10 protein-coding genes, 6 tRNA genes and 1 pseudogene are annotated in these 12,721 nt (G+C 73.3%); 8 read left to right on the top strand and 9 right to left on the bottom strand.

All coding sequences use genetic code 11. The features are described from left to right. Positions 1 to 312 precede the first annotated feature (312 nt). The 5 genes and pseudogenes from ACFYNO_RS20940 to ACFYNO_RS20920 form a co-directional block, all read right to left on the bottom strand. Positions 313 to 1,596: pseudogene (locus tag ACFYNO_RS20940) on the bottom strand (serine/threonine-protein kinase); the annotation flags it as partial. A gap of 572 nt (positions 1,597 to 2,168) precedes the next feature. Continuing rightward, positions 2,169 to 2,243, bottom strand: a tRNA-Val gene (locus ACFYNO_RS20935). Positions 2,244 to 2,294: 51 nt separating this feature from the next. Further along, positions 2,295 to 2,366, bottom strand: a tRNA-Val gene (locus ACFYNO_RS20930). Between the two features lie 30 nt (positions 2,367 to 2,396). After that, positions 2,397 to 2,470, bottom strand: a tRNA-Cys gene (locus ACFYNO_RS20925). A 68-nt stretch (positions 2,471 to 2,538) separates the two neighbouring features. Next, a tRNA-Gly gene (locus ACFYNO_RS20920) sits at positions 2,539 to 2,611 on the bottom strand. Positions 2,612 to 2,999: 388 nt separating this feature from the next. Between ACFYNO_RS20920 and ACFYNO_RS20915 the strand changes: the two genes are divergently transcribed. The 3 genes from ACFYNO_RS20915 to ACFYNO_RS20905 are packed head-to-tail and all read left to right on the top strand — an operon-like array spanning position 3,000 to position 5,779. After that, positions 3,000 to 4,028: a chorismate-binding protein gene (locus tag ACFYNO_RS20915; RefSeq protein WP_388014675.1), complete on the top strand. Its 1,029-nt coding sequence runs from the start codon at positions 3,000 to 3,002 to the stop codon at positions 4,026 to 4,028. Positions 4,029 to 4,071: 43 nt separating this feature from the next. Further along, the gene (locus ACFYNO_RS20910) at positions 4,072 to 4,896 is read left to right on the top strand and encodes an aminotransferase class IV (protein ID WP_388014192.1); all 825 of its coding nucleotides are present in this window, start codon (positions 4,072 to 4,074) and stop codon (positions 4,894 to 4,896) included. A 49-nt stretch (positions 4,897 to 4,945) separates the two neighbouring features. Beyond that, positions 4,946 to 5,779 carry a GNAT family N-acetyltransferase gene (locus ACFYNO_RS20905; protein WP_388014189.1) on the top strand — a complete coding sequence of 278 codons (834 nt, stop codon included), beginning with the start codon at positions 4,946 to 4,948 and terminating at the stop codon, positions 5,777 to 5,779. On the opposite strand, the gene ACFYNO_RS20900 is transcribed toward ACFYNO_RS20905, so the two are convergent. Beyond that, the gene (locus ACFYNO_RS20900; RefSeq protein WP_388014186.1) at positions 5,776 to 6,264 is read right to left on the bottom strand and encodes a DsbA family protein; all 489 of its coding nucleotides are present in this window, start codon (positions 6,262 to 6,264) and stop codon (positions 5,776 to 5,778) included. The two genes, ACFYNO_RS20905 and ACFYNO_RS20900, sit on opposite strands and share 4 nt — an antisense overlap. Positions 6,265 to 6,369: 105 nt before the next feature. On the opposite strand from ACFYNO_RS20900, the gene ACFYNO_RS20895 reads away from it, so the two are divergent. Then, positions 6,370 to 6,810: a hypothetical protein gene (locus ACFYNO_RS20895; RefSeq protein WP_388014183.1), complete on the top strand. Its 441-nt coding sequence runs from the start codon at positions 6,370 to 6,372 to the stop codon at positions 6,808 to 6,810. A gap of 12 nt (positions 6,811 to 6,822) precedes the next feature. On the opposite strand, the gene ACFYNO_RS20890 is transcribed toward ACFYNO_RS20895, so the two are convergent. Beyond that, positions 6,823 to 7,443 carry a CGNR zinc finger domain-containing protein gene (locus tag ACFYNO_RS20890; RefSeq protein WP_388014180.1) on the bottom strand — a complete coding sequence of 207 codons (621 nt, stop codon included), beginning with the start codon at positions 7,441 to 7,443 and terminating at the stop codon, positions 6,823 to 6,825. A 345-nt stretch (positions 7,444 to 7,788) separates the two neighbouring features. Then, the gene (locus ACFYNO_RS20885) at positions 7,789 to 8,202 is read right to left on the bottom strand and encodes an SsgA family sporulation/cell division regulator (protein WP_030056266.1); all 414 of its coding nucleotides are present in this window, start codon (positions 8,200 to 8,202) and stop codon (positions 7,789 to 7,791) included. A gap of 370 nt (positions 8,203 to 8,572) precedes the next feature. Here ACFYNO_RS20885 and ACFYNO_RS20880 point away from each other — a divergent pair. Both ACFYNO_RS20880 and ACFYNO_RS20875 read left to right on the top strand, forming a co-directional pair. Next, positions 8,573 to 8,644: transfer RNA gene (locus ACFYNO_RS20880), tRNA-Val, on the top strand. 212 nt (positions 8,645 to 8,856) lie between these two features. After that, a tRNA-Val gene (locus tag ACFYNO_RS20875) sits at positions 8,857 to 8,928 on the top strand. 82 nt (positions 8,929 to 9,010) lie between these two features. On the opposite strand, the gene ACFYNO_RS20870 is transcribed toward ACFYNO_RS20875, so the two are convergent. Continuing rightward, positions 9,011 to 9,730: an exonuclease domain-containing protein gene (locus ACFYNO_RS20870; RefSeq protein ID WP_388014177.1), complete on the bottom strand. Its 720-nt coding sequence runs from the start codon at positions 9,728 to 9,730 to the stop codon at positions 9,011 to 9,013. Between the two features lie 279 nt (positions 9,731 to 10,009). Here ACFYNO_RS20870 and thrS point away from each other — a divergent pair, with 279 nt between their 5' ends. After that, positions 10,010 to 11,989 (top strand): threonine--tRNA ligase, encoded by a 1,980-nt coding sequence (thrS, locus tag ACFYNO_RS20865; protein ID WP_388014174.1) that lies wholly within the window; start codon positions 10,010 to 10,012, stop codon positions 11,987 to 11,989. Positions 11,990 to 12,076: 87 nt separating this feature from the next. Continuing rightward, complete coding sequence (locus ACFYNO_RS20860) at positions 12,077 to 12,637, top strand: HIT family protein (protein ID WP_388014171.1); 561 nt, start codon at positions 12,077 to 12,079, stop codon at positions 12,635 to 12,637. The last annotated feature ends 84 nt before the right edge of the window (positions 12,638 to 12,721 follow it).

The raw sequence follows: 12,721 nt of genomic DNA, 5'->3' as shown, positions 1-12,721 counted from the left end.
CCGGTAGCGGGCCGGCATGACCGCCGTCAGGCCCACCGGCGGCTGGCCCGAGGAGTGCCCGTTCTGCAACTGGATCGCCGGGCCGCCCGCCGGATCCGGGTAGCTGCGGTCCGGCCAGTCCACCTGCGGCACCGGCCCGCCCGCCGGGCCGAAGCCGGCCGGCAGCGGCGCGCCGCCGGTGTGCGCCGCCGGGGCCGCCTGGGCCTGGGCGCCGTCCGCGGAGAGCCCGATCGCCGGACCGGAGGCCACGGCGGAGGCGATCGTCGAGGGGCTCTGCGGCGCCGGCGGCGGCATCCCCTGCGAGTGCCGGTTCTCACACCCCTGCGCCGCCGCGATCGCCAGCGCCACGCCCACGGTCACCGTGATGAAGACCACCAGCCGCTGCCGCAGCAGCCGCCGGCGCGCCGCCGGACCCCGGCCGCCGCCGTTCCAGACCGGCGGCGGGGTCTGCTGCCGATCCCGGGCCGCGGCCGGCCGTGCCATCGGCGCCGTCGCCTCGCCGCCCGCCGGCCGCGGCGGCCGCGCGGCCCCCGCCGACCGCACCGCGGCCGCCGTCTGCCCGCCGCCCTGCGAGTGCGGCTGCGGCTGCGAGCGGGCGAACCGCGGCCGCCCCAGCGCCCGCGCCTCCTCCGACTCGCGCGCCACCTGCTCCGCCCGCGCCGCCTCCCGGGCCGCCCGCTCGGCGGGCGACACCGGTGCCGCCGCCTCCCGCGCCCGCGGCGGCGCCGGCGCGACCGTGGCAGCCGGCGCGGCGGCGGCACGGCGCCCGCCGCCGGCCGCCCGCGCGGCCAGCTCGCTCAGCCGCTCGTGCAGGTGCGCCGCGCCGGGCCGGTCCAGCGGCTCCTTGGCCAGGCAGGCCCCGATCAGCGGCGCCAGCGCCGGCGGCACCTCGGAGAGGTCCGGCTCCTCGTGCACCACCCGGTAGAGCATCACCTCGGAGGAGGCCCCCGAACCGAACGGGGTGTCACCGGTCAGCGCGTACGCCAGCGTCGCGCCGAAGGCGAAGACGTCGGTGGCCGGCGTCACGGCCGCCCCGCGCACCTGCTCGGGGGCCAGGAAGCCGGGGGAGCCGACGGCCGTGCCCACGTGGGTCAGCGTGCTCGCCCCGCGCGACCAGGCGATCCCGAAGTCGATGATCCGCGGGCCCTTGGGGGAGAGCAGGATGTTGGACGGCTTCAGGTCCCGGTGCACCACCCCGGCCTCGTGCACCTTCACCAGCCCGTCGGCCAGCGCCGCGCCGATCCGGGCCACCTCCGGCCAGGCCAGCGGGCCCTCGTCGCCGACCCGCTTGTAGAGCGAGGGGCCCGGCACGTAGGCGGTGGCCAGCCAGGGCCGGTCGGCCTCGATGTCGGAGCCGACCACCCGGGCCGTCGCGCCCGCCCGGATCCGGGAGGCGGCGGCCACCTCGCGGGCGAACCGGGTGCGGAACTCCGAGTCCTCGGCCAGCTCGGCCCGGATCAGCTTCAGCGCCACGCGCTGGCCCTTGCGGTCCGACCCGAGGTAGACCACACCCATCCCGCCGGCTCCCAGTCGCCGGTGCAGGCGGTACGGGCCGACGATGCGGGGGTCCTCACGCCTCAGCCGCATCATCCCCATGGTCTCTGTCCCGTCGGCCCGTCAGGTGGGCAACCCGTGAGAAAGGCCCCGGGTGCTGGGGCATCGTCAGTTCCTGTCGGGCACAGCTTACGGAACGTCGGCTGCGGTGTGCTGATACGCAACACGCGAACCGCCAATGGGATTGTCCGACCCGTTCCCGGGGCTACCCTGCCGCTCGCCCCGCCCGACCCCGAGACCGCCCCTCAGGGTTCCTCCGGGCTCCCGCCACCCGGCCATCCGCCCTGAGACGTAGGCGACCGGTCCCTCCCTCATCCTCGCGGACGCCCCGAAGACGGCACCCGGGCATGACGACCCGCCCCACCCCCGCCGCCTACCGTTGACGGTGAAGCAGGCGCCCACAACCCAGGGGACAGGGACGGGCGCCGGGCCGGTGCAGGGCCCCGCGCGGGGACACGCGGACGGGCGGCAAGCGCGTACCCGGGCACCGGCGAACGGCGAGTGCCGTGGACGGGCGTCGGTGAGGGCGCCCGTCCACGGCACTCGTGCGTCCGCCGCCGCGGCCGGGCCGGGAACGCCGGAAGCCGGACCCGCTGGGCGGATCCGGCTTCCTCTGGTGCGCGATACTGGGATTGAACCAGTGACCCCTACCGTGTCAAGGTAGTGCTCTCCCGCTGAGCTAATCGCGCGGGTATGTCCTGCGTCCTGCTCGCCGCGCCGATCGAGGGACCGGACGGCCGTGCGCGATACTGGGATTGAACCAGTGACCCCTACCGTGTCAAGGTAGTGCTCTCCCGCTGAGCTAATCGCGCGGGCAGATCCCCGGCCGAGCCGGGGATCCATGGAGGTGGAGACGGGATTTGAACCCGTGTACACGGCTTTGCAGGCCGTTGCCTCGCCTCTCGGCCACTCCACCAGGCAACTCGGTCCAGCCGGACCGCAGCTGAACCCTATCAGTAAGAACGATCTTGCTGTTCTCCACCGAGCGGACGACGAGATTCGAACTCGCGACCCTCACCTTGGCAAGGTGATGCTCTACCAACTGAGCCACGTCCGCCTGTCTTCCAGGAGCCTCACCGCTTTCCAGCGACTCCGTTTCCCGGCGACGTGTTGAACTTTAGCGGAAACCTCGGCCAGCTCAAATTCCGTTCCCGCAGCGTGCCGCCCGCCCACCCCGCCCGCCCCAGGTCAGCGGCCGCGGGCGGGTCTTCCAGGTCACGCCGGGCGGTCGCCGCCGGGGCACGCACCTCGACGGCTTCTCGTCGGTCGCCGATGCTCCGCATCAGGCTCCCTCCTCGGCGCCGCCGATGCACGCACCCCAACAACGCCCACCATCCGGCGTGACCTGGAAGACCCGCCCTAGACTCGAACCACCCCCACCCTCACGAACCGCCCCCAGGAGCACCGTGCGCACCGCCAGCCTCCCGGTACCCCCCGACCAGCCGATGGCCCGCTTCGGCGGGCGGATCGCCACCGGGCTGCTGGAGGTCAGCCACGACCCGGCGGCGCTGGACGGCGAGGGCTGGTGGGCCGTGGCGTACGACTTCGAGGGCCGCCTCACCTGCGCCCGGTTCGCCGAGGTCCGCCCCGACCCCGCGCCGGCGCCCGCCGCCGACCGCTGGCACGGACCCCGCCCCGACCACTGGCACACCTCCCTCGACCGCGCCGCCTACACCGCCGCCGTCAGCCGGATCCGCACCCACATCGCGGCCGGCGAGGTCTACCAGGCCAACCTCTGCCGGGTCCTCACCGCGCCGCTGCCCGACCCCGACCCCGCCCGCAGCGACATCGACGCCCTCACCGCCCTGCTCGCCCTCGGCAACCCCGCCCCCTACGCGGGAACGATCCGCCTGCCCGAGCACGGCATCGAGATCGCCACCGCCTCCCCCGAGCTCTACCTGCACCGCGACGGCCGCACCGTCTCCTCCGGCCCGATCAAGGGCACCGGCCGCACCGAGCACGACCTGCTGGAGAAGGACCACGCCGAGAACGTGATGATCGTCGACCTGGTCCGCAACGACCTCGGCCGCGCCTGCGCCACCGGCAGCATCACCGTGCCCGACCTCTGCGTGGTCGAGAAGCACCCCGGCCTGGTCCACCTGGTCTCCACCGTCGAGGGCCGGCTGCGCGACGGCGCCGGCTGGCCCGAGCTGCTCGCCGCCAGCTTCCCGCCCGGCTCGGTCACCGGCGCCCCCAAGTCCAGCGCCCTGCGGATCATCGACGCCCTGGAGACCGCCCCCCGCGAGCCCTACTGCGGCGCCATCGGCTGGGTCGACGCCGACCGCGACCGCGCCGAACTCGCCGTCGGCATCCGCACCTTCTGGATCGACCGGGCCGACCCCGGCGCCCCCCTGCTGCGCTTCGGCACCGGCGCCGGCATCACCTGGGACTCCGACCCCGAGCGCGAGTGGGCCGAAACCGAACTCAAGGCCGCCCGGCTGGTCGCGATAGCGTCTGGCCAGCACGTGGAGTAGGCCCGCCCGGCCGCTCCGGTACCGCCCGCCCGAGGAGTGACCCGTGATGATCTGGCTCAATGGCGAACTGGTCGAGCAGCACCGCGCGGAGGTCTCCGCGCTCGACCACGGGCTCACCGTCGGCGACGGCGTCTTCGAGACCGTGAAGACCGTCCAGGGCGAACCCTTCGCCCTCACCCGCCACCTCGACCGGCTGACCCGCTCCGCCACCGGCCTCGGCCTGCCCGCCCCCGACCTCGAACAGGTCCGCAAGGGCTGCGAAGCCGTCACCGCCGCCAACCCGATGCCGCTCGGCCGGCTCCGGATCACCTACACCGGCGGCATCGGCCCGCTCGGCTCCGACCGCCTGGACAGCCCGCCCACCCTGGTGATCGCCCTCGGCGCCGCCACCCCGCGCCCCGAGACCACCGCCGTCGCCACCGTCGAGTGGACCCGCAACGAGCGTGCCGCCACCGCCGGCCTGAAGACCACCTCCTACGCCGAGAACGTCATCGCCCTCGCCCACGCCCACCGCCAGGGCGCCTCCGAGGCCCTCTTCCCGAACACCCTCGGCCGGCTCTGCGAGGGCACCGGTTCCAACGTCTTCGTGGTGCTCGACGGCAAGCTGCTCACCCCGCCGCTCAGCGCCGGCTGCCTGGCCGGCGTCACCCGCGCCCTGGTCCTCGACTGGTGCGACGGCGAGGAGGCCGACCTCCCGATGGACGTGCTGCAGCGGGCCGAGGAGGTCTTCCTCACCTCCACCCTGCGCGACGTGCAGGCCGTCAGCCGGGTCGACCAGCGGGTGCTCGACGACGCCCCCGGCCCCGTCACCGCCCGCGCCATGGCCGCCTTCACCGCCCGCTCCGCGGCCGACCCGGATCCCCGGTAGCCGGGACCGGTCCCCGTTAACCGCGCGGTCGGACGGGTAGGGACGACCCATGACCACCACCCTGCGCCCCACCGGACCCGAAGAGCCGCTGCCCGACGCCGGCCGGCTTCGCCGCTGGCGGGTGCTGGCGAACGGGCGCGAGGTGGGCCGGGTGGTGACCTCCGCCCGGCTCGGGATCGGCCGGATCGAGGCCCTGGAGATCACCGAGGGGCTGCGCCGCGGCCGCGGCACCGTCGCCGCACTCGCCGCCGAGGAGGTGCTGCGCGGCTGGGACTGCCGCCGGGCCGAGGTCGGCGTGCCCGCCGACGCCCCGGCGGCGCACGCCCTCGCGCTCGCCCTCGGCTACACCGAGGCCAGCCACCACCTGGTCAAGCGGCTCGCCGAACCGCCCGCCGTCCGCACCGACCTGACGACGCGTCCGGTCGAAGCGGCCGACTTCCGCGACTGGCTGGACTCGATCAACGTGGCCTACCGCGGCCAACTGCTCCGGATCGGCCTGACCGAGCAGCAGGCCGACGCCAAGGTCGCCGCCGACGACGCCCGACTGCTGCCCCAGGCGCACGCCACACCCGGCATGGCGATGCGCCTGCTGCTCGCCCCCGGCGCGGCCGAGCCGGTCGGCAGCGTCTGGGTCAGCTACGAGAACGGCAGGCTGCCGCCCGACGACCGCCCGCTCGGCTGGGTGATGAACGTCGAGGTCGAACCCGGCCGGCGCGGACAGGGCTACGGACGCGAGCTGATGCTCATCGCCGAACGCCTCTGCCTGGCCGCCGGGACGCACGACCTCGGACTCAACGTCTACACCGGCAACGAGTCCGCCCGTCGGCTCTACGACTCGCTCGGCTACCGCCTCACCCGCCGGCAGTTCGGCAAGGCCCTCTAGCCCTCCAGCAGACCCGTGATCCGCTCCAGCAGCCCGTCCTGGCTCTTGCCGCCGTCCAGCCGCTGATTGCCCACCACGTAGGTCGGCGTGCCGGTCACGCCGATCGCCGTGCCCTCGGCCTGGTCGGCGTCGATCACCAGCATGTGCCGGCCGTCGATCAGCGCCAGCTCGACCTCGTCGGTGTCCAGGCCGAGTTCGCCGGCCACCTGCAGCAGCAGTTCGGGGCCGCGCTTCTCCAGCTCCTCGACCCGGGCCAGCACCGCCTCCACGAACGGCCAGCCCTTGCCCTGGGCGAACGCCTCCTCGGCGGCCTCGGCGGCCGGGTAGGCGTACTTGTGCTTCTCCAGGGGAAAATGCCGCAGCGTGACGACCAGGCCGTCACCGAAGCGGGCCCGCAGGGCGCGGAGGTCGTCGAGCGCGGTGCGGCAGTCCGAACACTGCAGCTCGCACCAGAACTCGACCAGGGGGAGGGAACCTTCGATCATGCGCCCAGTGTTCCACTACCAGCGGCCCCGCACCGACGCCAGCACCAGCACCAGCACCGGAGGAACCATGGCCCGCAGCACCCGAGGCACCCGGCAGGACCGGCCGTGCTGACCGGAGCCCTCTGCTACCTGCTCTCCGCCGCCGGCCTGGCCATCGCCGGCCTGCACGGCTGGCGCCGCCGCTGGCGCACCGCCACCCGCTGGGCCGGCATCGCCCTGGTCCCGGCCGGCCTCTACCTCACCGGCCTGATCCCGGTCGGCAGCACCATCGGCCGCGCCCTGGGCGACTGGGCCACCCGCCTGGTGCTCGACCCCGGCGTCTGGACCGGCATCGGCCTCCTCGGCCTGGCGGCCCTGCTGCTCGCCGTCACGGGCGTGGGCCGCACGTCCCAGTCCGCCGCCCAGGAGAAGGCGGCGCCGCCGCCCGGCACCCCGAGCGCCCCCACCCGCCCGGCCGTCGCCCCGAACCGCCCCGCCCGTGGCGCGGCGGAGGAGCTGGGCGACTTCTCCGACATCGAGGAGATCCTCCGCAAGCGCGGCATCTGAGCCCGGGGGCGGCTACGCCCCCACCGCCAGGTCCGCCGTCTCCTCCGCCGCCGGCCAGTCCGAGGGCGCCGGCACCGTGCCCCCCGCCGAGCGCTGGCGGGCGCGGTAGGCGGCGACGTGCATGCGGTTCCCGCAGGTGCGGCTGTCGCAGTAGCGGCGGGAGCGGTTGCGCGAGAGGTCGACGAAGACCCGGGCGCAGTCGGGGGCCTCGCAGCGGCGCAGCCGGTCGCGCTCGCCCGCCATCAGGATCAGGCCCAGCGCCATGCCCAGCTCGGCCGCCAGGTGGTCCGCCAGCGCCGCGTGCGGGGCGAAGTAGTGCATGTGCCAGCCGTGCCCGTCGTGGTCGGTCAGCCGCGGCGTCGCGTTGACCGCCGCGACCAGCGCGTTCACCAGCCCGGCCGCCGCCTCCGTGGACGGCGCCGTGAAGATCTCCCGCAGCTCGCCGCGCAGCCGCTGCACCGCCGGCACGTCCGCGGCGCCGATGGAGTCCACGTCGCTGACGTCGCAGCGCACCACGAAGGCCTCGAGCGCGGCGGTGTCGGTCAGCTGCTCGGCGCCGGCCACCTCCGGAGCCGTGTTCAACAGCTCGACCAGGACGCCCAGGGCGCACTCGGTGTCATGGGTGATCAGCACGTGGGAGCTCCTCGCGTGCGCCGGGGGCGTCGGGCCCGTCGGCTTCGGGTGCGCCCCGGCCGAAGGCCGGGGGCCGGTCACATCACCGCCGAAGAATACCGGCCCGGACCCGCACGACGACGAAGGCGCCCGGCACCGCCGCCCTCCGAACCGCCGTGGCGGGCGGGGGAGAACGGGGCGCCGGGCGCCGCCCGGGCCGCTGGGGTCCGGGGTTGATCGATTGACTCGGTGCGCACCGGGTCGGTACGTACGGCTGGCGTCGGCGTGCGCGGTCGAGTCGGTGGCCGTGCCCCCGAGTAGGACAGCCACCGGTGGAGCGGATCGGGCGCGGGGTCTCCCCGGCCGTCAGCTCTCGGCGAGGATGTGCGACAGCTCCCGGTCCAGGTCGAAGTGACGATGTTCGGTGCCGGGCGGCACGGCGGCGTCGGTGCGCTTGAGGAAGGACTCAAGCGCCCGGGCCGGGGCCTCCAGCAGGGCCTCGCCCTCGGGAGAGCTGAGTGCGATGCAGACGACTCCCTGTCCGTGGCTGCGTGACGGCCACACCCGGACGTCGCCCGTCCCGGTGGGTCGGTGCAGCCCCTCCGCGAGGAGGTCGCGGGCGAACACCCACTCCACGGTCTCGTCGGCACCGGTGTGGAAGGTGGCGTGCACGGCATAGGGGTCGGCGGTGTCGTAGCGCAGGCCCGCGGGGACGGGCAGTGACGACTCACTCGACACGATGAGGCGCAGGTGCAGCTCGCAGCTGACCGTGGTGTTCATAAGCGCCATGGCCTTTCGCTCAGTGTGCGCTCGGGGAATCGCACGTCGGCGAACGGACCATCCCACCTCCAGCGGCGATGTAAACCCGTCTGTCCCGATTCGGGGCATCCGTATAGCTCGTCCGGCGCATTGTCCAAAGCCCCGGAACGCTTCCGCGCACTGGGCGCGGAGTGGATAGCCGCGGATATCGGGCGGGCCCCCGGGAGGCCGCTGCGACGCTCCGTGACGAGCGTCGTACGGACACGCACCGTGACGGCGGCCGCCGCGGGGCTGGTCGGGCCGGTGCGGAGGGTGGCGGGGGTCGGTCGGGAGGGCGGGCGGAGGCGGTTCGGAGCACCCCCGCGGATGGGGTAATGTTTTCCCTGCAGCCGGGCGATTAGCTCAGCGGGAGAGCACTTCGTTCACACCGAAGGGGTCACTGGTTCGATCCCAGTATCGCCCACCGGATTGCATTGCAAGGCGTAGGACCCCGGTTTTATCGACCGGGGTCCTACGCCTTTTCCGGCGCTTTCGAACGGGTGTCGGCCGGGTTCCGGAACTGAGCCGCCGTCATCTCCGGCAACCGGCCCCGGTGCTGTCGCCGCGTCGGGCGGGCGGCGGTCAACCGCGTTGTACGGCACCCCGGAACAGGTGCTATTGTTCTTCTCGTTGCCCGGGCGATTAGCTCAGCGGGAGAGCACTTCGTTCACACCGAAGGGGTCACTGGTTCGATCCCAGTATCGCCCACCGGACACCATCGAGCCCCAACTGCCACGGCAGTTGGGGCTCGATGCGTTGGGCCGGGCGACCGCGCCGAGGCGCCGTCAGGTCAGGCCGCCGGGCGCAGCGGCCAGGAGCGGTCCACCTGCTCCTGGGCGCCGGACCGGTCGAACCAGGCCTGCAGGCCGCGGGCCTGGGCCGCGTGCCAGGCGGTCTGGCGCAGGTGCAGCTCGGCGGGCGGGAGCCCGAGCGCCGCGCTGTGCCGCTCGCCGAGCACCCGGACCAACTGCAGTGCCGCCAGGGCGTCCGCGCCCGCGTCGTGCGCGCCCTCCAGCGGGATCCCGTAGTGCGCGCACAGGTCGGTCAGGGTGCGGCGGCCCTTGCGGTACCGGTCGACGTGCTTGTCCAGCACCCGCGGATCGACCACCAGCAGCTGCGTGCCGGCCAGGTGGGCGGCCAGCGTGGTCCGGCCGTGCCGGCGCAACTCCCGGTCCAGCAGCGTCAGGTCGTACGGCGCGTTCATCACCACCAGCGGCACCCCGGCCCGGGCCTGGGCCGCGAGCGCGGTGGCTATCCGGTCGGTCACCTCGGCGGGCGGGCGGCCGTGCGCCCGCACCTGCTCGTCGGTGATGCCGTGCACGGCGCGGGCGCCGTCCGGGATCGGCACGCCCGGATCGGCCAGCCAACTCTCCCGCAGCACCGGGGCACCGGGCGCGGACTGCACGAGCAGGGCTGCGGAGACGATCCGGTCCTGTTCCACGTCCACACCGGTGGTCTCGGTGTCGAAGGAGGCGAGCGGACCCTCGTACCAACGGGAGAACTCTGTCATGACCACCCCTCACTTCCCCTGGGAACCCCCGGTCCCCGGACCGCCGCGCGCCGCCGCGAACTGACGGTGCGTCGGCGGACGGAACGGTTCCGACCAGGTGATACCCCTGGCTGGTACCGGCTCAACCCCGCCGGAGCAGGCGCGTCCGCGCCGCGGGCCGGCGGGGGAACGGCGGCGGAACAGCGGTGGGACAGGGTGCACGGTGGGACGGGTCGGATCGGTACCATCGGGGCAGCAGCACCAGCTGCGCCATCAGATCCACCACGTCAGGAGAGACCGGTGACGGACGTCCGGGTAATCATCAACCGCGAACCCGATCGGGAAGAGCGCGTGGTGACCACGGGCACCACGGCCGCCGAGCTCTTCGCCGACAACCGCGCCGTGATCGCGGCCCGGGTCGCCGGTGCGCTCAAGGACCTCAGCTACCCGCTGCAGGACGGCGACGAGGTCGAGCCGGTGGTGATCAGCGAGCCGGACGGCCTGAACATCCTGCGGCACTCCACCGCGCACGTGATGGCCCAGGCCGTGCAGGAGATCTTCCCCGAGGCCAAGCTCGGCATCGGCCCGCCGATCAAGGACGGCTTCTACTACGACTTCGACGTCGAGAAGCCGTTCCACCCCGATGACCTCAAGGCCGTCGAGAAGCGGATGCAGGAGATCATCAAGAAGGGCCAGAAGTTCGCCCGCCGGGTGGTCACCGACGAGTCCGCCCGCGAGGAGCTGGCCGGCGAGCCGTACAAGCTGGAGCTGATCGGCCTCAAGGGCTCCGCCGCGACCGCGGGCGAGGGTGCGGACGTCGAGGTGGGCGGCGGCGAGCTGACCATCTACGACAACCTGGACGCCAAGACCGGCGAGACCTGCTGGGGCGACCTCTGCCGCGGCCCGCACCTGCCGAGCACCCGGATGATTCCGGCGTTCAAGATCATGCGCTCGGCCGGCGCCTACTGGCGCGGCAGCGAGAAGAATCCGATGCTGCAGCGCATCTACGGCACCGCCTGGCCGACCAAGGACGAGCTGAAGGCGCACCTGGAGTTCCTGGAGGAGGCCGCCAAGCGCGACCACCGGAAGCTGGGCACCGAGCTGGACCTCTTCTCCATCCCCGAGGAGATCGGCTCCGGTCTGGCGGTCTTCCACCCCAAGGGCGGCGTGATGCGCCGGGCCATGGAGGACTACTCGCGCAAGCGGCACGAGGAGGCGGGCTACGAGTTCGTCTACACCCCGCACGCGACCAAGGGCACGCTGTTCGAGGTCTCGGGCCACCTGGACTGGTACGCCGACGGCATGTACCCGCCCATGAAGCTCGACGGCGAGAACGACTACTACCTCAAGCCGATGAACTGCCCGATGCACAACCTGATCTACCGCTCGCGCGGTCGGTCGTACCGCGAACTGCCGCTGCGGCTCTTCGAGTTCGGCACGGTCTACCGGTACGAGAAGTCGGGTGTGGTGCACGGTCTGACCCGGGCCCGCGGCTTCACCCAGGACGACGCGCACATCTACTGCACCAAGGAGCAGATGGCCGGCGAGCTGGACTCGCTGCTCACCTTCGTGCTGGACCTGCTGCGCGACTACGGCCTGACCGACTTCTACCTGGAGCTCTCGACCCGGGACCCGGAGAAATCGATCGGCTCGGACGAGGACTGGGAGGAGGCCACCGAGACGCTGCGCAAGGCGGCCGAGAAGCAGAACCTCGAGCTGGTCCTGGACCCGGAGGGTGCGGCCTTCTACGGCCCGAAGATCTCGGTGCAGGCGCGGGACGCGATCGGCCGCACCTGGCAGATGTCGACGATCCAGGTGGACTTCCAGCTGCCCAACCGGTTCGACCTGGAGTTCCAGGGCGCGGACGGCAACCGGCAGCGGCCGGTGATGATCCACCGCGCGCTGTTCGGCTCGATCGAGCGCTTCTTCGCGGTGCTGCTGGAGCACTACGCGGGTGCGATGCCGCCGTGGCTGGCGCCGGTGACGGTGGTCGGCATCCCGATCACCGACGAGCACGTGCCGTACCTCCAGGAGGTCGCGGCGGAGCTGAAGAAGCACGGTGTGCGGGTCGAGGTGGACGCCTCGGACGACCGGATGCAGAAGAAGATCCGGAACGCGCAGAAGAACAAGATCCCGTTCATGCTGATCGCCGGGAACGACGACGTCGAGGCCGGTGCGGTGAGCTTCCGCTACCGCAACGGTGAGCAGAAGAACGGCGTGGCCCGCGACGAAGCGGTCCGCGAGATCGTTGACGCCGTGCAGCGCCGCATTCAGGTGTGACATCGGCCCCGCGTTCGCGGGGTCACGGGGTGGACTCCTCCAAGAGGAGTCCACCCCGTTCCTGTCGGCCCGGGCGTTGGGCCGAATATGCTGATCAGCATGACGAGTGAGCCGGAACTGCAGCAGGGCGTCGGGGAGCCGGACGGCTTCCGGCGCCTGTGGACCCCCCACCGGATGGCGTACATCCAGGGTGAGAACAAGCCCACCGGGCCCGCCCCCGACGACGGGTGTCCGTTCTGCACGATCCCCTCGCTGAGCGACGAGGACGGGCTGATCGTCACCCGCGGCGCGCACGTGTTCGCGGTGCTCAACCTCTACCCGTACAACGGCGGCCACCTGATGGTGGTCCCGTACCGGCACGTGGCCGACTACACCGGGCTGACCGACGAGGAGACGGTGGAGCTGGCCAAGCTGACCAAGCAGGCGATGACCGCGCTGCGGGCGGCCTCCGGGGCGCACGGGTTCAACATCGGGATGAACCAGGGCGGGGCGGCCGGCGCCGGGATCGCCGCGCACCTGCACCAGCACGTGGTGCCGCGGTGGGGCGGGGACACCAACTTCATGCCGGTGGTGGGCCACACCAAGGTGCTGCCGCAGCTGCTGGCGGACACCCGCAAGATGCTGGCCGAGGCCTGGCCGCAGGACTGAGCGGCCGACGGGCGCGGGGGGGGGGGGGGGGGGGGCGGCGGCGCGCGGCCGGGGGGGGGGGGGGCGGGGCCCCCCCGGGCGCGG

Source organism: Kitasatospora sp. NPDC006697 (assembly GCF_042869935.1).
Classification (GTDB): Bacteria; Actinomycetota; Actinomycetes; order Streptomycetales; family Streptomycetaceae; genus Kitasatospora.
Note: the sequence above shows the minus strand (reverse complement) of the source record. Positions and strands in the feature narration are given on the sequence as shown.